Origin of the sequence: Mycobacterium sp. E2989, assembly GCF_001667595.1 — a bacterium.
Lineage (GTDB): Bacteria > Actinomycetota > Actinomycetes > Mycobacteriales > Mycobacteriaceae > Mycobacterium.
Map to the genome: position 1 here is coordinate 24,112 of NZ_LZJX01000054.1, position 19,135 is coordinate 43,246.

The window sequence follows — 19,135 nt, forward strand, 5'->3', positions numbered from 1 at the left end:
GCTGGGTCGCCGAGCACGGCGCCTACCCGCGAGGGCGGCGGGGTGGCAGGATCTCCCGCATGGGCCCCTTTCTGATTCGCGCCGCACTGACCGGGTTTGCGCTTTGGCTGGTCACGAAGTTCGTCCACGGGATCACGTTCGTCGGCGGGGACACGAGGCTGCAGCGGGTCGGCATCATCTTCGTCGTCGCCGTCATCTTCGGTCTGGTCAACGCGTTCATCAAGCCGATCGTCCAGTTCCTGTCGATCCCGCTGTACATCCTGACCCTCGGCCTGTTCCATGTCGTCGTCAACGCGCTGATGCTGTGGATCACCGCGCGGATCACCGAGCACACCACGCACTGGGGCCTGCAGATCGACCATTTCTGGTGGACGGCGATCTGGGCCGCGATCGTGTTGTCGATCGTGAGCTGGCTGCTGTCGCTGGTGCTTCGCGACGTCGGCCGCCGCACGCGCGCCTGACGTTCAGCGGCCCCGCCATCGCGGCGGTCGCTTCTCGGCGAAGGCCCGCGGCCCCTCCTTGGCGTCCTCGGTCTCGAAAATGCGGTCGCTGTGCCGGGTTTCGTTGTCGTAGGCCGACGCCAGGTCGAGCGCCAGGCCCTCGACGGCGGATTGTTTCGTCGCGGAGACCGCGAGCGGCGCATTCGCCGTGATGCGCTCGGCGTAGTCGTACACCGTCTCCATCAGCCGCTCCGGCGGGACCACGCGATTGATCAGCCCCATCGCCAGGGCCCGGTCCGCGTCTACCATGTCGGCGGTCAGCAGCAACTCCATCGCCAGGGGGTAGGGCATCTGCCGTGGCAGCCGAACGGTGCTACCGCCGCCCGCGAACAGGCCCCGCTTGGGCTCCATCACGGCGAATCGTGCGGCGGGCACCGCCACCCGAATGTCGGCGGAGCTCAACATCTCGAAGCCCCCCGCGACGCAGGTGCCGTTGATCGCGGCGATGATCGGCTTGTAGACCGGGAAGCGATGCAGGACGGCGTGAATGGCGTCGTCCTTGTTCCACCCCTCGGGCTGCGGCAGGTCGCCGGTGAGTTCGGGGATGAACTTCTTCAGGTCGGCGCCGGTGCAAAAGTCCTGTCCCACACCGGTGATCACCGCGACCCAGGCGCCGGCGTCGTCGCGGAAGGCCGCCCACGCGTGGGCCAGGTCGCGGAAATGCTCCATGTCCAGCGAGTTGCGCGTCTCCGGCCGGTTGATCGTGATGGTGGCGACGTGCGCGGCGAGCGTGTAGTCGATGCTCACGGCGTCCCCCGCGCACCGGCCAAGCGGACCACGTCCCGCGCGCAGCCCCAGGACAACGTCACACCGTTGCCGCCGTGTCCGTAGTTGTGGATGCAGCGGGCCCGGCCCAGCGGCTCGGCCTCGACCCGCACCGAGGTGCGGCCGGGACGCAGCGCGGTGATGACCTCTATCACCTCGGCTTCGGCGAGTCGCGGCTCAATCTTGCGGCAGCGGTGCAGGATTCGCTCCGTCACGTCGGGATCCGCGGCGGTGTCCCAGCGGTCGGCAACGCTCACGCCGCCGCACACCACGCGCCGTGGGTGGGGGAAATAACAGGTCCACTCCGGGCCGCCGTCGATCTCGACAAACAGTTGGCGCAGACCGGGATTGGTGAGCACGACGTGCTGGCCGAACAACGGGCGCACGGTGTCGTCGCCGGTCAAGGATCCCGCGGCCAGACCGGTGCAGTTGACCACGATCGGCGCGGCGTCGGCCGCCTCGGCCAGCGACCGCACCGGGCGCTCCTCGATTTCGCAGCCGGCCGCGGCCAGCCGCCGGGTGAGGTAGTCGAGGTAGGACGGCATGTCGATCATCGGCAGGGTGGCGCGAAAGCCGTTGCCGAAACCGTCCGGGAGGTCGGCGGGGTCGGCCGGGTGCAGGTCGGGGATCAACGCCGCGGCCGCCGACATCGACTCGGTGGCAGTCAATTCGCCGACGGCCAGCGCCGGCGCCAGCTGGACGCCGGAGCCGGGATCGTTGGCGAGTTCGCGGAACACCCCCAGCGAGTGTCGGGTCCAATCCAGCGTGTCGCCGGCACGTTCCGCGGGCCGCGGCGGCAGCCATACCGCGCCGGCCACCTTCGACGTCGTGCGCTGGGGTGTGGCGGCCGTCCAGACCCGTACCGGCCAGCCGGCCTCGGCCAGGCACACGGCCGACGTCAGGCCGCTGACCCCGGCACCGACGACGACGATCTGTTGCGCACTGGCCACGGCGCCACCGTAGCGAATATGGACCGGCCGCGGAGCCGGTCAGGACCCGTCAGGAATGCGGAGGGGGCTGCTGTCCGCCCTGGCCACCGAGCAGCCCGTTGAGGATGCCGAGCGTGCCCTGCACGCCGGCGGGCGGCGTCGTGGGCGGGAGCGCGGCGTCCGGGGTCAGCTGCCAGGGCTGGCAGCCCGACGTCTTGAACGCCTTGTCGGTCGGGTCGATCTGCACGACCTGAGGCTTCTTGCTCATCGCATTGTCGATGATGTTGCCGTCGGGATTGCCGGTCCGCTTCCAGTAGCAGGTCCCGTTGTCCAGGGGTCCGCCCGAGCTGTAGATGCCCGGCGCGATGTCGGTACCGACGTTGTAGATGCCGTCTTTGTCCATGGTCGTCTTCGGCGCCGGTGCGGCGGCCGGAGTGGCTCCCGGCGACGGCGCCGGTGAGGCCGACGACGGCGGCGGCCCGGGCGGGGGCCCCTGCGACGCGGCCGGCGAAGGCGACGGTGCCGGCGTCTGGTCCGGATCGGCCCAGGCGACGCCCGCCGACGCGGTCCAGCCCGCGATCATCAGCCCCGCGACGGCCAACCGGGCCGCGGTAGGTGCACCAGCCTCAATCCCCATAGCACGCAAGCGTACCGGGGTGAGCAGCTTAAATCACATAATGCGTCGTACGCGGGTGGGCTCGGGGGCCGCTAATCGAGCCGCCGCACGCGGCCGGCATAGCCCAGCGCGTGCTCGTAAACCTTGAGGTTGTCGCGGGAAATCCGCGCGTGCACCGGCCGTTCGAGCAGGAAGCGCAGGACCGGGTTATAGGCGTGGTAGGTCTCGTGGAACGTCAGCACGGTGGTCCCGTCCGGCTGCTCCTCGAGGCGGTGATATCCCTCGGCGCGCGACCACAGCGGCGCGCCGACGGCCACGTAGCGCGAGAGCCGGTTGGTTTCGGCCTCCGTGACCGTTTCCCAGGACCGCGCCCTGCCCCCGGAAAGCAGGTACTTGGGCACCTCGAAGACGCAGGTGCGGACCAGCCCCTCGCCGGCTTCGTTGCCCTCGTTGAGGATCTCCATGCTGCCGTTCGGCCAGGTGAGCACCCGCGGTCGCGGCGCGTCGGGCGGCGGGGGCGGATGCAGCACCCGCCACACCTTCGCCGGGGGCGCGTCGACGTGGAATCGCACGGTGTAGGACTGCATCAGCCGTCTCCCCAGCTGTCCCAGAACGTGACCGTCTCCGCGGGCGGCCGCGCGGCCGGCCGGAAGTCGGTGCCGACGGTGTAGGCGACCGGGAACAGCGCGGCCTGCGTGACCGTGTCCGGAATGCCAAGCAGCTCGGCCACTTCCCGCTCCTTGGCCAGGTGCATCGTCGTCCACACCGATCCCAGGCCACGGGACCGCAGGGCCAGCAGGAAGCTCCAGCCGGCCGGGATGATCGACGCCCAGGCCGACGCGGCGATCAACAGGTTGGAGTTGTCGATGCGGTTCGCCAGGCACGGGATGACGTGGACGGGAACCTTGCCCAGCGTGTCGGTGAGGCTCAGGGCACTCGCGTACACCCGCTGCGTTTGCGGGTCGGACGCCTCCTTGGCGGCGTAGGCCAGGTACTCGGCGCCGACGCTGCGGTAGATCTCGGCGATGGCGGCGCGCTTGTCGGCGTCGGTGATCACCAACCAGCGCCAGTCCTGGGTGTTGCTGGCGGTGGGCGCCTGCATCGCGAGCCGGATGCATTCGAGGATCACGTCGCGGCCGACCGGCCGGTCCAAGTCGAGGCGCTTGCGCACCGAGCGGGTGGTGCTCAGCAGTTCGTCGACCGTGGCTAGGTCCATCCGGCGTTCCTCACTAGAGATCGATTGCGCACGACTGATCGACACCCAGGACGCTCAACGAGCGCCCCAGGCCCAAAAACACCGCCACGCACAGCGTGAGGTCGAGGATCTCGGGGTCGGAGAACGACTCGCGGAGCCGCCCGAAGAAGGCGTCGTCCAGCGACGCATGGTCGGTCGCGAACCGCTCGGCGAATTCGATCGCGAGCCGCTGACGCGGCGTGTAGCCGGGGTAGGTGGCGTACGCGGCGACGTTGTCGTACAGCTCCGGCGCGACGCCGGCGTCCAGCACGGACTGGGCCCGGAACCCGGAGCACGCCGCGCAGTCGTTGATCTGCGCGATGCGCATCCTCGCGAGCTCGCGCTCGTCGGCCGGCAGAACGCTCTGCTGGTATGCGCCGCGGATCATCCGCTCCACCATGTCGCCGAGTTGCGGCCGCAGCGTCCAGATCATGGCGGCTTCGCCGCCCGGGCCATCCGGCACGTTCAGACGGGCCATCGGCGACTCCTGCCCGGTGAGGTAATTACTGAGTCGAGCAAACCATTTCGCCACCCGGCTGTCCAGGGCGCAGTACCACCGCCGTAGACCCGGCCACGCGTTCGGAGTTACCGTCTCGACGTGCTGTTCATGCACGAGGTGCACAAGGTGCGCGGCCGCTGCGAAGACGACTTCGAGTCCGCGTTCCGGCGGGGCTGGCTGCCCATGCTCGCCGCCGGTGACGACGCGCGGCTGCTCTGGTATGCCGACCATGCCCAGGGCAGCGGTCCGTCCTACACGGTCGTGACCGTCACCGCCGTCCGGGACGGAACGGCGTGGGAACGCCTGGCGCTCCGGGTGCAACGCGGCGACCTGCAGTCGTGGATGCGTGAGCTGGACGAGCTGCGCTACGACGTCGAGGCGAAGCTGCTCGCACCGCTGCCGTGGTCGCCGCTGCAGGACATGCCGTGGGCGGACGTGCCGGTCGACGGGCGGGAGCACGAACTCAGCCTGTACATGGAAGACACCATGTGGCCGTACCCGGACAAGTTCGAGGAGTACATCGAACGCAGCGGCGACGTGTACGCCCAAAGCCTGCAGCGGCCGTCGTCAATGCTGTTGATCCAGGCGGCTTTTCAGCCCGCGCTCGGCAGCCACCTGCACCGCGAGGTCGTCCTGATGCAGCGCATTCAGCGGCCCGAGCAATTGCTCGAACTGCTGAAGACCCCGATTCCGCCTGAATACCGCGCCCCGGGCACCTGGATGCACGACGCGCTGCACCTGCGGGACCAGTGGACCAGCCGGCTGCTGCGCACCTCCGCGTGGTCACCCCTGTACTGAGCCGGCGATGAATATTTCAACGATGCTCGAGGCGGCCGCGACGGGCGATCCCGCCCGCGTCGCGCTCATCGTCGACGGGCGGTCGATCGGTTACGGCGAGCTGGCGGCGACCGTGCGCCGGTGCGCCGCCGGCCTGGCCGACCGCGGCGTGACGCCCGGCCAGCGCGTCGCGGTGGTCGACGGCGGGAGCGTGCTCTCGATCGCGACGGTGCTGGGGGCGGCCCGCATCGGCGCGGCGGCCGCGCTGATGAACCCGGCGCTGACACCGATTGAGTTGCACGGGCTTTTGACGGGTGCGGGGTGTGGCGAGGTGGCCGTCGCGGGGGAGCCGTACGCCGACCGGGTCCGCGACGCCGGGGCGCCGACGGTGGTGACGGGCGCCGAGCTGCTGGGCGGCGTCGGCCCCTCGGCGCCGCCCGCGCTCGACGTCGAGGGCGATGCCCTGGTCCTGTTCACCAGCGGCACAACGGGATTGCCGAAGGCCGTCGCGATCAGCGACCGGCAGCTGGCCAGGCGGATCGAGGGGATGGCGGCGCCGTTCCGGGCCGACGCCAAACCCTCGGTGGGCATGATGTGCGTTCCGTTCTTCCATGTCGGCGGCTCGCTGGGAATATTGGGCAGCCTCTACTCGGGCAACACGTCGGTGATACAGCAGCGATTTGACGCCGGCGACTGGTTGCGCCTGGTGTCAGAACATCGGGTGACCACCACGTTCCTGGTCCCCACGATGTTGCAGCGCATCCTCGACCATCCCGGCTTCGCCGACGCCGATTTGTCCTCACTGATCGCCGTCGCGTACGGGGCGGCGGCCGCGCCGGTCGAGCTGGTGCGCCGGGCGATGGCCGCCCTCCCGCACGTGGCTTTCGCGAACGTGTTCGGCCAGACCGAGACCCTCGGCGCGTACACGACGCTGCTACCGGCCGATCACCGCGATCCCGCCCGGGCCGGATCCGTGGGCAGGCCCCTGCCCGGGGTCGACGTGCGCGTCGTGGACCCGGAGACCGGGGAAGACGTCGACACCGGAGCGGTCGGCGAGTTGTGGGTGAATACCACCCAGAACGTCACCGAGGGCTGGCTGCGCACCGGTGACCTCGCCCGCCGGGATTCCGACGGCTACATCTTCCCCAGCGGGCGGCTCAGCGACACCATCAATCGTGGGGGCGAGAAGTTCGGGCCGATCGAAGTCGAGGAAGCGCTTCGTTCACACCCGTCGGTACGTGACGCCGCGGTCGCCGGAATCGCCGACGACGAACTCGGGCAGCGGGTGGGGGCGGCGGTGGTCACCAGCGGCCCGGTGACCCTCGAACAGCTGCGAACGCACTGTCGTGAGTCGATCGCCTACTTCAAGCTGCCCGAGCGGCTGGCGATCGTCGACGACATCCCCTACAGCTCGACCGGCAAGGTCAACCGTCGCCGGCTGGCCGCGCTGATCGCCGAACAGGCTTGACCGCAAGGAGTTTCGATGCTTTTCCTTCACGAGACGCACAAGGTGGTCGGCGCCCGGCAGGACGAATTCGAGGCCGCCTACCGCGAGGGCTGGATGCCGACGCTGGCCGAGGGGGACGACGCCCGACTGCTCTGGTACACCAATCACGCCCACGGGTCCGGGCTGTCCTACAACGTGGTCACCATCACCGGCATCGTGGACGGCGCGGCCTGGGAAAGGCTCGCGCGCCGGACACAAGGCGGCGACCTGCGGCCCTGGATGCGTGAGCTGGACAACCTGCGCCACGAGGTGACGGGCAAGCTCCTGCTTCCCGTCGACTGGTCACCGCTGCAAACGGTGGACCTGGCCACGGTGCCCACCGACGGTGCGACCCACCAGCTGAGCCTGTTCATGGAAGACACCGGCTGGCCCGACGCCGCGCTCGATGACTACATCCGGATGTGGGACGAGATCTATTACCGGCTGCTGTCCAAAGCCCCGAAAGAGCGGCGGATCCTCGATATCCAGGCGTGCTTTCAGGTCGCGCACGGCAGTCACCGCCGACGAGAAGCGATGCTGTGGCAGAAGATCGAGGACTTCGACAACTACGCCGCGCTGGTCCACCTGCTGACCACCGAGACGGCGCCCGAGCACCGGCGGCCCGGCAGCTACATGGTCGAGGCGCTGAAATACCGCGATCAGTGGGAAAGCCGCCTGCTGCGAACGTCGGACTGGTCACCGCTGTACTGAGGCCGGTCGGTTGAGGATCCGGGCGGCCTGCTCGACCATGTCGGCCATGATGTCGGCCGCCGGCCGGACCTGCCGCAGCAGCCCCACCCCTTCGCCGACGAGAATGGCGGCGGTATCGAAATCCTCTGCGGCGACCGCCTTTTCGTAGGCGGCCACCGCTTCGGGCAGCGCGGAAGAAAGCCGGTCCTCGTTGCCGTGCCAGGTGCCGAGGAAGGTGTTGCCCAGCGCCCGCGCGTTGTAGCCGGCGGGCCAATCGAGCCGCCGGACCAGGTCAAAGGCGCGGGTGCGGAAGGTGTCGTCGCCGCTGGCCGCCAGCGCCCGCTCGTGGGCGCGGGGCGACACCAACGCCTCCGGGGAGGCCCAGAACCTGGTGCCCACCAGGGCGCCGTCGGCGCCGAGCGCCAGCGCGGCCGCCAGACCCCGGCCGTCGGTGACGCCGCCCGCCGCCAGCACGAGCGTGTCCGGTGAGCGTGCGGCGACGAGGTCGGCGACGTCGGGCACCAGCGTGAAGGTGGAGCGCGCGGTCATGCCGTGCCCACCGGCCTCGCCGCCCTGGGCCACGATGACGTCGGCTCCGGCGTCCAGGGCCTGGCGCGCATGGTCGAGCGTCTGCGCCTGCGCGATGAGGGGGGTGCCGTCGGCGCGAATGCGGTCGGCGAACGGCTGCAGCTCGCCGAATGACAGCATGATCGCGGCGGGCCGCCGTTGCAGAGCCGCCTCGAGCAGCTCGGGTTGGCGGGCCAGGCTCCAGGTGATGAACCCGCATCCGACCGCCGCCCCCGCGGCCCGGTCGAATTCGCGTCCCAACCAATCGGAATCGCCGTAACCGCCGCCGATGAGGCCCAGGCCGCCGGCCGACGTCACCGCCGCCGCCAGGCGCCCTCCGGAGATGCCCGCCATCGGGGCGAGCACCACCGGGTACCGGACACCGAAAAATTTGGTCAGCCGAGTGTCCAGGGTCATGTCAGCTCCCCGGTGAGGAACTGCGCCCGGCCGTGGCCGAAAGACCAATCCTCGTCGCTGTTTTCGGTGATCGAGACGATGAGATCGGCCGGGTCGAGCTGGCACCGTTCCGCCAGATTGGTCGCCAGCAGCTCGAAGAACTTCTCCTTCATCACCCGTGTGCGGCGCCGGCTTACCATGTGCACGATCACCTGGCGCGCCGAACGGGTGATGCCCAATCCGGTGTCCAGCGCGACGATTTCGTGGGCGGGGTGGGTGCGCACCACCTGGTAGCGGTCGCGCGGCGGCACGCCGAACGCGTCGACGACGGACTCGTGAACGGCGTCGAGCAACGCCCGCACCTCCGACGGCGTGCGGCCCTCGACGAGGTCGATGTACAGCAGTGGCATCTTGTCTCCTCTGATCTATCTCCTGGCTTCGACGGTAGGTCCGCCCAGGTCGGCTGTGAAATGCCCGCTGTCATCGATCTATGCTTCTCGGGCATGGGCGCGTTGGACGGTGGCCGAGTCGAGCTGCGCCACCTTCGGGCGTTCGAGGCGGTGGCGCGGCTCAAGTCGTTCACCCAGGCCGCCGACGAACTCCGCATCACCCAACCGGCGCTCAGCCGCACCATCCGCCAACTGGAGGACGCGCTCGGCGCGACGCTCGTGGATCGCAGTTCGCGGCACGTCGAGACCACCCGGGCCGGCCGGGCGTTCCTCCATGACATCGAGCGGATCCTCGCGGAGCTGGAACTTGCGGTCGGCGCCGTGCGCCGGCAGGCGAGCATCGGCCTCGGATTCAGCTGGTTGCTGCCCGACCCGTGGGCGCAGGACACCGTCGCCCGTTTCGAACGAACCACCGGGGCGCGGGTCAGGTTGGTCCGCACCGACGATGCGCTGAGCGCCGTGCAACAGGGCAAGGTCGACGTCGCCGTCGTCCGCGGGCACGTGACGTCGACCGCCGTGCGGGTGGTGCACCTCTTCGACGAGTCCCGAGTGGCCGTGTGCTCGGTGCACTCACCGCTGGCCGGCCGATCGGAGTTGGACTGGGCCGAGGTCCCGCGCTGGCCGCTGGTCGTCAACACCGCCAGCGGCACCACCGGGCCCTGGTCGTGGCCCCCCGGCGAGGGGCCGGAAACCATCGTGGAGACAACCAATTTCGACGAGTGGCTCGAATCCGTCGCGGCGGACCGCGGCATCGGTGTGATCCCCGACGTCGCCGTTCGCCGCAACATTCACCCCGGCGTCCGGTTCGTCGCTTTGCGCGGAGCGCCCGTGAGCCCGGTGGCCCTGGCGTTTCTGCCGCGCGCTCACAACGCCGTGCTGCGCCGCTTCGTCGAAGCGGCCGTCGCGAGCGCGCAGAACGCTTGACTGTGTGCCCACGGCTTCGAGCGTGCGCCAGCGGCGGCACTTGCCGGCGCGTCGCCACCGTCAGCGCACACTCGACGGGTCAGGCGAGCGGCGCCAAACCCGAGCGCAGCACCTGCAGGCTGGATGCCACGAGTTCGCCGAGGTCGCCGGCGCAGCCGTTGCGGCCCCAATTCTCCACCGCCACAACGAGGGCGGCCGCCAGGGCCGAGCCCGCGACTTCGGCGAGCAGGTCGACGTTCGCCACGTCCGGGTTGCGGGCCCGGACGAAGTCGGTCAGCACTCGGGCGAACGACGCCTGCACCACCCGCAGATGGCCCTCGATCCGGTCGGCACTGATCAACTCCGCACGGGCCTTCGCCGCCTGGCGGACCACTTCGAGGTCGTGCGGGAAGGCCGCCACGCTCGCCAGCACTGCGTCGAAGAGTGACTCGGAGGCGGGGCGGCCGGCGAGCGCCTCGGCCAGCCATTCCAGCTGCGTCTCGTAGTCCTGGAACAGCACCGCTTCCTTGGTGGGGAAGTGGCGGAAGAAGGTCCGCTCGGTGACGCCGGCCTCCCGGGCCAGCTCGGTCACGGTGACATTGGTAAAGCCCTTGCGCGCAAAGCTTTTCAATGCCGCCCGGCGCAGCGCCTCGTGCGTCGATCGGCGGCGTAGCTCATGGCGGTTCGTCGGCGCGGTCATCCCACCGGAATGGTATCCCAGGCCAACAGTCAGGACCGACATCTTCCAATTATGTCAGTACTGACATATTCTTGTCACGCGCCGACCCGAGGGAGGAAGCCATGCCGGACTATGACGCGATCGTCGTGGGAGCGGGCCACAACGGATTGACCGCCGCCGCGATCCTGCAGCGCGCGGGCCTGCGGACCCTGTGCCTGGAAGCCAACACCTATGCGGGCGGCATGGCTGCGACCGTCGAGCTCATCGACGGCTTCCGCTACGAAATCGCCGGCTCCGTCCAGTTCCCGACCGCCAGCCAGATCACCAAGGATCTGGGGCTGGACACCCTGCCCACGGTTGAGCCGGAGGTGATGTCCACCAACATCGGCGACCACGGCGAGGAGCCGATGATCTTCTACCGCGACCCGATGCAGCTGATGACGCACCTGGGCTCCAAGCACGGCATGGAAGCCGTCACCGGCATGGCCGAATTGATCGGGTGGAGCCAGGGGCCCGCAAAGGCGTTGGGCCGCTTCGATGTCCGCACGCCGCCCAAGACCATCGACGAGATGTATGCCTGCGCGGCCAACGACGCCGAGCGGCGGGCCATTCACGAAATGCTGTTCGGATCGGCGATGGACGTCATCGACCGCTACCTGCCCGACAAGGACAAGCACGCGGTGATGCGCGGAATGCTCGCGTTCCTGGCCATCAACTCGACCTACCGGGGGCCCTACACGCCGGGCAGCGCCACCTGCCTGGCCTTCGCCCTGGCCGTGCCCGACGACAGCACGGCCATGATGACCAAGCTCAAAGGCGGCATCGGCGCGCTCACCGAGCACCTGCGCGAGCTGTTCGTCTCCCACGGCGGTGAGATCCGCTACCGCGCGAAGGTGGAGCAGATCCTCGTCGACCACGGCGCGGTGACCGGCGTGCGGCTACGCGACGGATCGAGCATCACCGCCCCGATCGTGATCTCCAACCTCGCGCCCGATCTGACGCTGACCGAACTGATCGCGTCGGAACATGTTCCGGCGGAGCTGGTCTCGCGGCTATCCGGACGCGACCACCGGGCTTCCTTCGTCCAGATCCACTTCGCCCTTGACGGGCTGCCCGAATTCGCCCCGCCGTATGAGTTCTTGAACGAGGAAGGCATGCAGCAGTCGGTCGGCATCTTCGGCGATCCGGAAGAGCAACAGCTGCACTGGGAGAATTGCCGCCGGGGCATCGTGCCGGACAACCCGTCGATGGGCATGCAGATCCCGTCCGTGCACGACCCGGGCATGGCTCCGCCCGGCAAGCACGCGGCCAGCGCGTACGCCTACGCCTTCCCGGTCGAAGTCGACCGCCAGGAGCACGGCCGGCTCAAGAACGAGATGGCGGGGCGCGTTATCGACAAGATCACCCGGCTGGCCCCGAACTTCAAGGACATCGTCATCCGGCACATCACGTTTGCGCCCTACCACATGAACACGATGTTCGGCGCGCCCGCCGGCGACTTCTGCCACGGCCTGCTGCATCCGGACCTGATGGGCCCGAACAGGCCGGGGCCCAAGGGATTTCTCGACTTCCCGATTCCCATCGAGGGCCTCTACCTCGGCGGCGCGGGATGTCATGGCGGTCCGGGTATCACGTTTACCCCCGGCTACAACGCCGGCTATCAGGCGCTCGAGGACATGGCCTAGAACCTTCAGCCTCCAAAGGTTCCGGTGAGTCGCGCCTGCGCGGTCGCCGCGCCCGCGATCGTCTGCTCCGCCTGCACGCCGGCCAGGCCGTCGGGCAACTGGTAGTCGTTGGGAAGCTGGTAGAGGGTGAACCGGTAGTGGTGCGTGCCGGTTCCCGCCGGCGGGCAGGGCCCCTTGTAGGCGGGCTGGCCGGCCGTGTTCGGCAGCGTGGTGGTCCCGGCCGGCGTCTGACCCTCGGCGGTGCTGCCCGCACCGGGAGCGATCCCGGTCACCACCCAGTGCACGTACAACCCGTTGACGGCATCCGGGTCGTCGACCACGAGCGCCGCCCCCAACGGCGCCGACCATGTCAGCGGCGGCGCCGTGTTCGCCCCTTTGCACGTGTACTGCACGGGAATCGGTGCGCCGTCGGCGAATGCCGGACTGCTGATGGTCAGCGGGCCGCCGGCGGGCGCGGCCGGGACGGTCCGCCCAAGGGTCGTCACCTTCGGCGTCGAGGGCGCCGTCACCCGGCTGTCACCGTGGCCGCCGCAGGCGGCCACCGCGCCGAGCACCACCAGCCCGCCGACCGCCGACGCGACTTGTTGAAACCTGTTCATACCGAACAGTGTGGCCCGCGCGGCGGCGGTCGGGAAGCGCCGCCGCTAACTGCCGCGCTTCTTGACTTCGAGCACCCTTTTGCGCAGCCCGTCGGTCGCCGTGTCCATCAGCCCCTTGGACCCTCGCTTGACGAGGAACCCGGGCACCGGCACGGTGAGATCCACGGTCAGCTCGAAGTGGACCCGGGTTGTGTCGCCATCGGGCTTCAGCGTGTAGCGACCCTCTTGTGCGCGTTGCTGTTTGGAGCTCACCAGCGTCCAGCCCACGCCGTCGTCCTCGACGGAGTAGTCGAGCACCTGCTCGTCGCTGACCCCGACGATCTTGACGACCTGCCGCGATTTGCTGGGATGCCCCTGATCGTCCCGCTCGAGGATTTCGACCTTCTTGTGAAAGGACGACCACTCGGGCAGCGACTCGATGTCGAAGAGCACGTCCATGATCTCGTCGGGCGTCGCCTCGATGACGACGTCGCGGGAGTCGGTGATAGCCATGGGGGAAAGATAACCGCTACGGGGCCGATGAAAACTCGCGCGAAGTCACGGCACCAGGACCACCTTGCCGACGTTCTCCCGCGCGGCCAGGATGCGATGCGCCTCCGGCGCCTCGTCGAACGGCACCGCCGCATGCACGACGGGCGCGATGGTCCCGTCGTCGAGCGCCTCGGTCAGCGGCGTGATCCAGGGCTCGAGCGTGCCGCGGTCGTCCCACAGCCGCAGCATGTTGAGGCCGATGACGGCCTTGGAGTCCGAGAGTTGGTCGATCAGGTTGAACCCGCGCAGCATCGCCAGCGCGTGCGGCGCGGCCGCCCGCAGGGAGCGCCTTTCGCCATGCTGCAGGTTGGACACCCCGTACCCCACCAGCCTTCCGCCGGGGCGCAGCAGATCGTAGGACCGCCGCAGCGACGTGCCGCCCAGCGCGTCGAGCACCAGGTCATAGGGCTCGAGGCCCCGCCACCAACCGTCGCGGCGGTAGTCGATCGCGCGGTCCACCCCGAGCTCGGCGAGCTTGCGATGCTTGGCGGGCGACGCGGTGCCGTGCACCTCGGCGCCGGCGGCCTTCGCGAACTGGACGGCCGCGATGCCCACGCCGCCGGCGGCGGCATGCACCAGCACGCGCTCACCCGCGCGCAGCGACCCGTAACCGTGCAGGGCCGCCCACGCGGTCGCGTAGTTGACCGGCACGGCGGCGCCCTGTTCGAAGCTCATCGCCGTGGGCAGCGGCACCGAGTCGCTCGCGGCCACGTTGACAACCTCGGCGTAACCGCCGAATCGGGTGCCCGCCAGCACCCGCTCGCCGACGCGGCCGGCATCCACACCGTCGCCGACGGCCTCCACCGTCCCGGCTACCTCATAGCCGACCACGGCCGGCAGCTTCGGCGCGTCGGGGTACATCCCGACGCGGGCGAGGTGATCGGCGAAGTTCACCCCCGCGGCGCGCACCGCGACCCGCAGCTGTCCCGGGCCCGGCGGCGGGGGATCCGGCCGCTGCCGGACTTGCAGCACCGACGGATCACCGCGCTTGGTGATGACGACTGCGCGCACCGCCAGCTCCTCTCGCCGCTCAGACCATCCTGGTGTCGTCCACTATGTCGGCCATTCGGGGCGTGTCAACCGTTCCGCCCGGCGTCACCGCCGAGCGGCTAGGTTTCACGATGTGCATATCGCCTGGGAGCGGTTGACGGCCACCGTGCATCGGTGCCGGCTGCGGTTCTGCGATGTCACCGTCGGCCTGGTGTGGGGGCGCACCGGGGTGATGCTGATCGACAGCGGCACCACCCTCGCCGAGGCCGCCGCGATCGACGCCGACGTGCGGCGGCTCACCGGCCGCCCGGTCAGCCATATCGTCCTGACGCACAAGCACTTTGACCACGTGCTGGGCTCCGCGCTGTTCACCGACGCCGACGTCTATTGCGCGCCCGAGGTGGTCGAATACCTAACGTCGGGTACCGACCGGATGCGCGAGCACGCGTTGCAATACGGCGCCGACGCCGCGGCACTCGACCGCACGATCGCGGCCTTGCGGCCCCCACGCCACGGGGTTTATGACGCGGCGATCGACCTCGGCGACCGCACCGTGACGGTCGCCCACCCTGGCCGCGGCCACACCACCTCGGACCTGGTGGTGATCGCTCCGGGCGGGGACGCCGACCCGGACGTGGTGTTCACCGGCGACTTGATCGAGGAGTCCGCCGACCCCTTCATCGACGCGGACTCGGATCTGACGGCCTGGCCGGCCACCCTCGATCGGCTGCTCGCGATCGGCGGACCCGATGCCCGCTACGTGCCGGGGCACGGCAACGTCGTCGACGCGGGATTCGTCCGGCGCCAGCGGGATTGGCTGGCCCACCGGGCGGCCGCCGAACCGGGCTAAGTGCGGGTCCCCGTGCAGGCGGCAATCAGCGCGTCCGGGTCGGTGACACTGACGCACAACGCGCGCAGCGACACCGTTCGGCCCACGGCCTTCGCCTCCACCGGAGGCTCAATCGTCAGGGTCACCAAGCCTTTACCGGACCCGTTGACCAGCCAGCGGCCCTTCGCGTAGTGCACGCCCATGGTCAGCACTTTGTCCTGCGCCGGCGCGGCGCTGGTGATAGACGCCAGGGGAATGTGGGCGTCGAAGGCCCAGCCCATTTTCACGTGCAGGGTTCCCGCCTCCACCCGTAGCTCGCTGCGCTTCGGGCCCAGCCCGACGGGAACCGACAGGGGAAGGTACCACCGCTCATACCGCAATTCTGTGGGCACGGCGATACCCTACACCGAGTTTGCTGGGCGCGCTGGGTTTTCCTTGCATTCCCGCGACGACCGACCCGGAGCGACGACCGCGTTGGTTTCGAAAACCTCTGGGCGCCAAGCACATCGACGCCAAAACCCGGGCCATCGGCCCCCACGCTCGGCCTGGCCGCGCCCGGAGGGTTATGTGTGCCGCAGCGGGCCGGGGCCCCGGCGATCACGGTTTCGGCACGGGTCTTTCGACCCCTGATTGAACGGTCATCCCCGGGGATAGACTCTCGGTCAGGGAAATCGTGCCGAACAGGAGCGTAGGGCCATGGCCATCATTGACACGGACACCGAAGTCCGGACATCGTTCGAAGACGAGCTCGCCGCCACGCAGCGGTACATCGACGGCCCGCGCTTCGCCGGCATCACCCGCCTGTACACGGCCCGCCAGGTAGTGGAGCAGCGCGGCACGATCCCCACCGACTACGCCGTTGCGCGCAACGCGGCGGTGGCCTTCTACGACCGGCTGCGCGAGCTGTTCGCCGCCAAGAAGAGCATCACCACCTTCGGCCCCTATTCGCCGGGCCAGGCGGTCGCGATGAAACGGATGGGCATCGAGGGCATCTATCTGGGCGGCTGGGCGACGTCGGCCAAGGGCTCCACCACCGAGGACCCCGGCCCCGACCTCGCCAGCTACCCGTTGAGCCAGGTGCCCGACGACGCCGCGGTCCTGGTGCGCGCCCTGCTGACCGCCGACCGCAATCAGCAGTACCTGCGGCTGCAGATGAACGACCGTCAGCGCGCGACCACCCCCCAGTACGACTACCGGCCGTTCATCATCGCCGACGCGGACACCGGCCACGGCGGTGACCCGCACGTGCGCAACCTGATTCGCCGCTTCGTCGAGGTCGGCGTCGCCGGCTACCACATCGAGGACCAGCGTCCCGGCACCAAGAAGTGCGGCCACCAGGGCGGCAAGGTGCTGGTGCCTTCCGACGAACAGATCAAGCGCCTCAACGCGGCCCGATTCCAGCTCGACGTGATGAAGGTTCCCGGCATCATCGTCGCGCGCACCGACGCCGAGGCGGCCAACCTCATCGACAGCCGCGCCGACGAGCGCGACCAACCGTTCCTGTTGGGCGCCACGAACCTGAACATCCCGTCCTACAAGGGCTGCTTCCTGGCCCTGGTGCGGCGGTTCTACGAGTTGGGCGTCAAGGAACTGAACGGCCACCTGCTCTACGCCCTGGCCGAAAGCGAGTACAGCCTGGCCAACGCGTGGCTCGAGCGCCAGGGCATCATGGCCCTGGTCACCGAGGCCGTCACCCAGTGGCGCGACGACGGCCAGAACTCCATCGACGATCTTTTCGACCAGGTGGAGTCGCGGTTCGTCGCGGCCTGGGAGGACGACGCGGGCCTGATGACCTACGGCGAGGCCGTGGCCGAGGTGCTCTCGTTCGACGACCGGGACGACGAGCCGCCGAGCATGACTCCCGACGAGTGGACGCAGTTCGCGGCGCGCGCGTCGCTGTACGCCGCGCGGGAGAAGGCCAAGGAGCTGGGCGTCGACCCGCCGTGGGACCCGGAGCTGTCCAAGACCCCGGAGGGCTACTACCAGATCCGCGGCGGGATTCCTTACGCGATCGCCAAATCGCTTGCGGTCGCGCCGTTCGCCGACATCCTCTGGATGGAGACGAAGACCGCCGACCTCGCCGACGCGCGCCAGTTCGCCGAGGCGATCCACGCCGAATTCCCCGACCAGATGCTCGCCTACAACCTTTCGCCGTCGTTCAACTGGGACACCACCGGGATGACGGACGAGGAGATGAAGCGCTTCCCCGAGGAGCTCGGCAAGATGGGCTTCGTCTTCAACTTCATCACCTATGGCGGTCACCAGATCGACGGCGTCGCCGCCGAGGAGTTCGCCACGTCGCTGCAGCAGGACGGCATGCTGGCGCTGGCTCGGCTGCAGCGCAAGATGCGCCTGGTCGAGTCGCCGTACCGGACCCCGCAGACCCTGGTCGGCGGGCCGCGCAGCGACGCCGCGCTGGCCGCGTCGTCGGGCCGCACCGCGACCACCAAGGCGATGGGCAAGGGCTCGACCCAGCACCAGCACCTCGCGCAGACCGAGGTGCCCAAGAAGCTGCTGGAGGAGTGGCTGGCGCTGTGGAGCGACAACTACCACCTGGGCGAGAAGCTGCGCGTGACCCTGCGGCCCCGCCGCGCCGGTTCGGACGTTCTCGAGCTCGGGATCTATGGCAACGGCGACGAGCAGCTGGCCAACGTGGTGGTCGATCCGATCAAGGACCGCCACGGCCGCAGCATCCTGCAGGTGCGTGACCAGAACACCTTCGCCGAGAAGCTACGCCAGAAGCGGCTGATGACGCTCATCCACCTCTGGCTGGTGCACCGATTCAAGGCCGACGCGGTCTACTACGTGACGCCCACCGAGGACAACCTGTATCAGACCGAGAAGATGAAGTCGCACGGCATCTTCAGCGAGGTCTACCAGGAGGTCGGCGAGATCATCGTCGCCGAGGTGAACAAGCCCCGCATCGCCGAGCTGCTGACACCGGACAGGGTGGCGCTGCGGAAGTTGATCACCAAGGAGGCCTAGGGCGCGGCCGCCCGTTCGCTTTCGGGATAAGAGCTGGACGCGGGCGGGCGTCCCGGCGCGGCGTCGCGGTGCGCTGTCCAATTTACGAATAAGAAAATTTCTTACCAGGAGATTTCGGCGGAATCCCGCATAGCAACAGTTGTCCGAGGATACGATTTGGCTCGCCGATGGTCCATTAGCCCGAGATGGGCCATCGGCCCTCAACGCGCCGCGGTCCGCCGCGCTTTCTCCTACCCCCGGATGACCATCCGCGCCGCTCGACCGGGGTCGGAAAACTCTTGCTCGTAGCAATAGTTGCACAGGTGTAGCATTGTGTTACACGCGCGCCACTTCGTCCGACGCGCTCGAGGAAAAGGAGCGGCTGATGAAAACTCGAATCACTACGGCGGTTGCCGCGCTCGGCGGGATGGCAGCGGTGACCTTGGCGCTCGGCTTCGGCGGGGTGCCGGTTGGCCCGACGGGCGGCGCGGCGGCACCGGCGACGCACTCGTCGTCCGGCACCGCGCCGGCGCACGCCGCGGCCGGCGTCCACCAGGCCACCCTTGCCGGCTGCGTGTCCGGGCTCGACTGCTAGTCGAATCGCTTTCCGATGGCCCATCCCGGTGATGGGCCATCGGCGTTTGTATCGGCGGAATTCCCACTCCGCAATCCCCGTTTGCCCGGGCGTGCGCCCGGGTAAGGAGAAGTGAACCACTTGCACAGGCGCAAGCGGGGATTGGGGATTGCGATGAGATCGGCAGCCAGGACCTCGTTCGCGCTGTTCGGCGGCGCGGCCATGCTCGTGTTCGCCGTCGGTTGCGGCGGCGGCAACAAGGGACCCAACAGCAGCACGACCACCACCCCGACGACCACGCCCACGTCGAGCGTGGCTCCGTCCACACCCGGTGGTGGCGGCGGCACCCCCGGCGGCCCCACGGGTGGCGGCGGGCCCGGCGGTGGCGGCGGCGATGTCCCGGGCGCCCGACCGCGGTGGCGCGACTGGCGGTGGGGCTGATCACCGCCGCCCTGATCGCGGCGCTGTGGTGG

Annotated in this window: 23 protein-coding genes; 10 read left to right on the forward strand and 13 right to left on the reverse strand. The window is 69.3% G+C overall.

Annotated elements, in window-relative coordinates:
• Positions 1-59 precede the first annotated feature (59 nt).
• Positions 60-461: a phage holin family protein gene (locus A5680_RS10905; RefSeq protein ID WP_055403461.1), complete on the forward strand. Its 402-nt coding sequence runs from the start codon at positions 60-62 to the stop codon at positions 459-461.
• Between the two features lie 3 nt (positions 462-464).
• On the opposite strand, the gene A5680_RS10910 is transcribed toward A5680_RS10905, so the two are convergent.
• The 6 genes from A5680_RS10910 to A5680_RS10935 form a co-directional block, all read right to left on the reverse strand.
• Positions 465-1,247, reverse strand: coding sequence for an enoyl-CoA hydratase/isomerase family protein (locus tag A5680_RS10910; RefSeq protein ID WP_067819108.1), 783 nt, complete (start codon positions 1,245-1,247; stop codon positions 465-467).
• Positions 1,244-2,215: an FAD-dependent oxidoreductase gene (locus A5680_RS10915; protein ID WP_067819111.1), complete on the reverse strand. Its 972-nt coding sequence runs from the start codon at positions 2,213-2,215 to the stop codon at positions 1,244-1,246. The genes A5680_RS10910 and A5680_RS10915 overlap by 4 nt, the downstream gene beginning before the upstream one ends.
• Before the next feature lie 49 nt (positions 2,216-2,264).
• Complete coding sequence (locus tag A5680_RS10920; RefSeq protein ID WP_067819114.1) at positions 2,265-2,831, reverse strand: hypothetical protein; 567 nt, start codon at positions 2,829-2,831, stop codon at positions 2,265-2,267.
• Positions 2,832-2,902: 71 nt separating this feature from the next.
• Positions 2,903-3,397 (reverse strand): SRPBCC family protein, encoded by a 495-nt coding sequence (locus A5680_RS10925; protein ID WP_055402329.1) that lies wholly within the window; start codon positions 3,395-3,397, stop codon positions 2,903-2,905.
• The gene (locus A5680_RS10930; protein WP_055402327.1) at positions 3,397-4,026 is read right to left on the reverse strand and encodes a nitroreductase family protein; all 630 of its coding nucleotides are present in this window, start codon (positions 4,024-4,026) and stop codon (positions 3,397-3,399) included. Before A5680_RS10930 ends, A5680_RS10925 begins: the two co-directional genes overlap by 1 nt.
• 13 nt (positions 4,027-4,039) lie before the next feature.
• Positions 4,040-4,522: a carboxymuconolactone decarboxylase family protein gene (locus A5680_RS10935; protein ID WP_055402325.1), complete on the reverse strand. Its 483-nt coding sequence runs from the start codon at positions 4,520-4,522 to the stop codon at positions 4,040-4,042.
• Between the two features lie 129 nt (positions 4,523-4,651).
• Between A5680_RS10935 and A5680_RS10940 the strand changes: the two genes are divergently transcribed.
• The 3 genes from A5680_RS10940 to A5680_RS10950 are packed head-to-tail and all read left to right on the forward strand — an operon-like array spanning position 4,652 to position 7,517.
• A complete protein-coding gene (locus tag A5680_RS10940; protein WP_231633789.1) occupies positions 4,652-5,341 on the forward strand; it encodes a hypothetical protein in 690 nt (229 codons plus the stop codon).
• A gap of 7 nt (positions 5,342-5,348) precedes the next feature.
• Complete coding sequence (locus A5680_RS10945) at positions 5,349-6,788, forward strand: class I adenylate-forming enzyme family protein (protein WP_067819117.1); 1,440 nt, start codon at positions 5,349-5,351, stop codon at positions 6,786-6,788.
• Positions 6,789-6,803: 15 nt separating this feature from the next.
• Complete coding sequence (locus A5680_RS10950; RefSeq protein ID WP_067819120.1) at positions 6,804-7,517, forward strand: hypothetical protein; 714 nt, start codon at positions 6,804-6,806, stop codon at positions 7,515-7,517.
• Here the strand turns inward: A5680_RS10950 and A5680_RS10955 are convergent.
• Together A5680_RS10955 and A5680_RS10960 are read right to left on the reverse strand one after the other, a co-directional pair.
• Positions 7,503-8,480, reverse strand: coding sequence for a nitronate monooxygenase family protein (locus A5680_RS10955; protein WP_067819123.1), 978 nt, complete (start codon positions 8,478-8,480; stop codon positions 7,503-7,505). The genes A5680_RS10950 and A5680_RS10955 overlap by 15 nt on opposite strands.
• Positions 8,477-8,869: a tautomerase family protein gene (locus A5680_RS10960; protein ID WP_067819126.1), complete on the reverse strand. Its 393-nt coding sequence runs from the start codon at positions 8,867-8,869 to the stop codon at positions 8,477-8,479. The genes A5680_RS10955 and A5680_RS10960 overlap by 4 nt, the downstream gene beginning before the upstream one ends.
• A gap of 93 nt (positions 8,870-8,962) precedes the next feature.
• Here A5680_RS10960 and A5680_RS10965 point away from each other — a divergent pair, with 93 nt between their 5' ends.
• Positions 8,963-9,832, forward strand: coding sequence for a LysR family transcriptional regulator (locus A5680_RS10965; RefSeq protein ID WP_067819129.1), 870 nt, complete (start codon positions 8,963-8,965; stop codon positions 9,830-9,832).
• 79 nt (positions 9,833-9,911) lie between these two features.
• On the opposite strand, the gene A5680_RS10970 is transcribed toward A5680_RS10965, so the two are convergent.
• Positions 9,912-10,511 (reverse strand): TetR/AcrR family transcriptional regulator, encoded by a 600-nt coding sequence (locus A5680_RS10970; RefSeq protein WP_067819131.1) that lies wholly within the window; start codon positions 10,509-10,511, stop codon positions 9,912-9,914.
• A gap of 101 nt (positions 10,512-10,612) precedes the next feature.
• Here A5680_RS10970 and A5680_RS10975 point away from each other — a divergent pair, with 101 nt between their 5' ends.
• Positions 10,613-12,175, forward strand: coding sequence for an NAD(P)/FAD-dependent oxidoreductase (locus A5680_RS10975; RefSeq protein ID WP_055402308.1), 1,563 nt, complete (start codon positions 10,613-10,615; stop codon positions 12,173-12,175).
• A gap of 5 nt (positions 12,176-12,180) precedes the next feature.
• Here the strand turns inward: A5680_RS10975 and A5680_RS10980 are convergent, their stop codons facing one another.
• Genes A5680_RS10980 through A5680_RS10990 form a run of 3 tightly spaced genes read right to left on the reverse strand, consistent with a single transcriptional unit; the run spans position 12,181 to position 14,316 of the window.
• Positions 12,181-12,774, reverse strand: coding sequence for a YbhB/YbcL family Raf kinase inhibitor-like protein (locus tag A5680_RS10980; RefSeq protein ID WP_055402307.1), 594 nt, complete (start codon positions 12,772-12,774; stop codon positions 12,181-12,183).
• Between the two features lie 45 nt (positions 12,775-12,819).
• Positions 12,820-13,266: an SRPBCC family protein gene (locus A5680_RS10985; protein WP_055402305.1), complete on the reverse strand. Its 447-nt coding sequence runs from the start codon at positions 13,264-13,266 to the stop codon at positions 12,820-12,822.
• Between the two features lie 45 nt (positions 13,267-13,311).
• Positions 13,312-14,316, reverse strand: coding sequence for a medium chain dehydrogenase/reductase family protein (locus A5680_RS10990; protein WP_067819134.1), 1,005 nt, complete (start codon positions 14,314-14,316; stop codon positions 13,312-13,314).
• 112 nt (positions 14,317-14,428) lie between these two features.
• Here A5680_RS10990 and A5680_RS10995 point away from each other — a divergent pair, with 112 nt between their 5' ends.
• Positions 14,429-15,145 carry an MBL fold metallo-hydrolase gene (locus A5680_RS10995; RefSeq protein WP_055402301.1) on the forward strand — a complete coding sequence of 239 codons (717 nt, stop codon included), beginning with the start codon at positions 14,429-14,431 and terminating at the stop codon, positions 15,143-15,145.
• Here A5680_RS10995 and A5680_RS11000 read toward each other — a convergent pair.
• Entirely contained in the window at positions 15,142-15,516 is a 375-nt protein-coding gene (locus tag A5680_RS11000) for a hypothetical protein (protein WP_067819138.1), read from the reverse strand. The two genes, A5680_RS10995 and A5680_RS11000, sit on opposite strands and share 4 nt — an antisense overlap.
• 304 nt (positions 15,517-15,820) lie before the next feature.
• Between A5680_RS11000 and aceA the strand changes: the two genes are divergently transcribed.
• The 3 genes from aceA (at position 15,821) to A5680_RS25685 (ending at position 19,103) form a co-directional block, all read left to right on the forward strand.
• Complete coding sequence (gene aceA / locus A5680_RS11005) at positions 15,821-18,109, forward strand: isocitrate lyase ICL2 (protein ID WP_067819140.1); 2,289 nt, start codon at positions 15,821-15,823, stop codon at positions 18,107-18,109.
• Between the two features lie 364 nt (positions 18,110-18,473).
• Complete coding sequence (locus A5680_RS25680) at positions 18,474-18,683, forward strand: hypothetical protein (RefSeq protein WP_156669597.1); 210 nt, start codon at positions 18,474-18,476, stop codon at positions 18,681-18,683.
• 153 nt (positions 18,684-18,836) lie between these two features.
• A complete protein-coding gene (locus A5680_RS25685) occupies positions 18,837-19,103 on the forward strand; it encodes a hypothetical protein (RefSeq protein ID WP_369827647.1) in 267 nt (88 codons plus the stop codon).
• Positions 19,104-19,135: the final 32 nt, after the last annotated feature.

What these genes read in the sequence shown, in the direction of transcription:
- A5680_RS10905 (WP_055403461.1), top strand. Translation starts at nt 60, where the DNA reads ATGGGCCCCTTTCTGATTCGCGCCGCACTGACCGGGTTTGCGCTTTGG.
- A5680_RS10920 (WP_067819114.1), bottom strand. Translation starts at nt 2,831, where the DNA reads ATGGGGATTGAGGCTGGTGCACCTACCGCGGCCCGGTTGGCCGTCGCG.
- A5680_RS10925 (WP_055402329.1), bottom strand. Translation starts at nt 3,397, where the DNA reads ATGCAGTCCTACACCGTGCGATTCCACGTCGACGCGCCCCCGGCGAAG.
- A5680_RS10930 (WP_055402327.1), bottom strand. Translation starts at nt 4,026, where the DNA reads ATGGACCTAGCCACGGTCGACGAACTGCTGAGCACCACCCGCTCGGTG.
- A5680_RS10935 (WP_055402325.1), bottom strand. Translation starts at nt 4,522, where the DNA reads ATGGCCCGTCTGAACGTGCCGGATGGCCCGGGCGGCGAAGCCGCCATG.
- A5680_RS10940 (WP_231633789.1), top strand. Translation starts at nt 4,652, where the DNA reads ATGCACGAGGTGCACAAGGTGCGCGGCCGCTGCGAAGACGACTTCGAG.
- A5680_RS10945 (WP_067819117.1), top strand. Translation starts at nt 5,349, where the DNA reads ATGAATATTTCAACGATGCTCGAGGCGGCCGCGACGGGCGATCCCGCC.
- A5680_RS10950 (WP_067819120.1), top strand. Translation starts at nt 6,804, where the DNA reads ATGCTTTTCCTTCACGAGACGCACAAGGTGGTCGGCGCCCGGCAGGAC.
- A5680_RS10955 (WP_067819123.1), bottom strand. Translation starts at nt 8,480, where the DNA reads ATGACCCTGGACACTCGGCTGACCAAATTTTTCGGTGTCCGGTACCCG.
- A5680_RS10960 (WP_067819126.1), bottom strand. Translation starts at nt 8,869, where the DNA reads ATGCCACTGCTGTACATCGACCTCGTCGAGGGCCGCACGCCGTCGGAG.
- A5680_RS10965 (WP_067819129.1), top strand. Translation starts at nt 8,963, where the DNA reads ATGGGCGCGTTGGACGGTGGCCGAGTCGAGCTGCGCCACCTTCGGGCG.
- A5680_RS10970 (WP_067819131.1), bottom strand. Translation starts at nt 10,511, where the DNA reads ATGACCGCGCCGACGAACCGCCATGAGCTACGCCGCCGATCGACGCAC.
- A5680_RS10975 (WP_055402308.1), top strand. Translation starts at nt 10,613, where the DNA reads ATGCCGGACTATGACGCGATCGTCGTGGGAGCGGGCCACAACGGATTG.
- A5680_RS10980 (WP_055402307.1), bottom strand. Translation starts at nt 12,774, where the DNA reads ATGAACAGGTTTCAACAAGTCGCGTCGGCGGTCGGCGGGCTGGTGGTG.
- A5680_RS10985 (WP_055402305.1), bottom strand. Translation starts at nt 13,266, where the DNA reads ATGGCTATCACCGACTCCCGCGACGTCGTCATCGAGGCGACGCCCGAC.
- aceA (WP_067819140.1), top strand. Translation starts at nt 15,821, where the DNA reads ATGGCCATCATTGACACGGACACCGAAGTCCGGACATCGTTCGAAGAC.
- A5680_RS25680 (WP_156669597.1), top strand. Translation starts at nt 18,474, where the DNA reads ATGAAAACTCGAATCACTACGGCGGTTGCCGCGCTCGGCGGGATGGCA.
- A5680_RS25685 (WP_369827647.1), top strand. Translation starts at nt 18,837, where the DNA reads ATGAGATCGGCAGCCAGGACCTCGTTCGCGCTGTTCGGCGGCGCGGCC.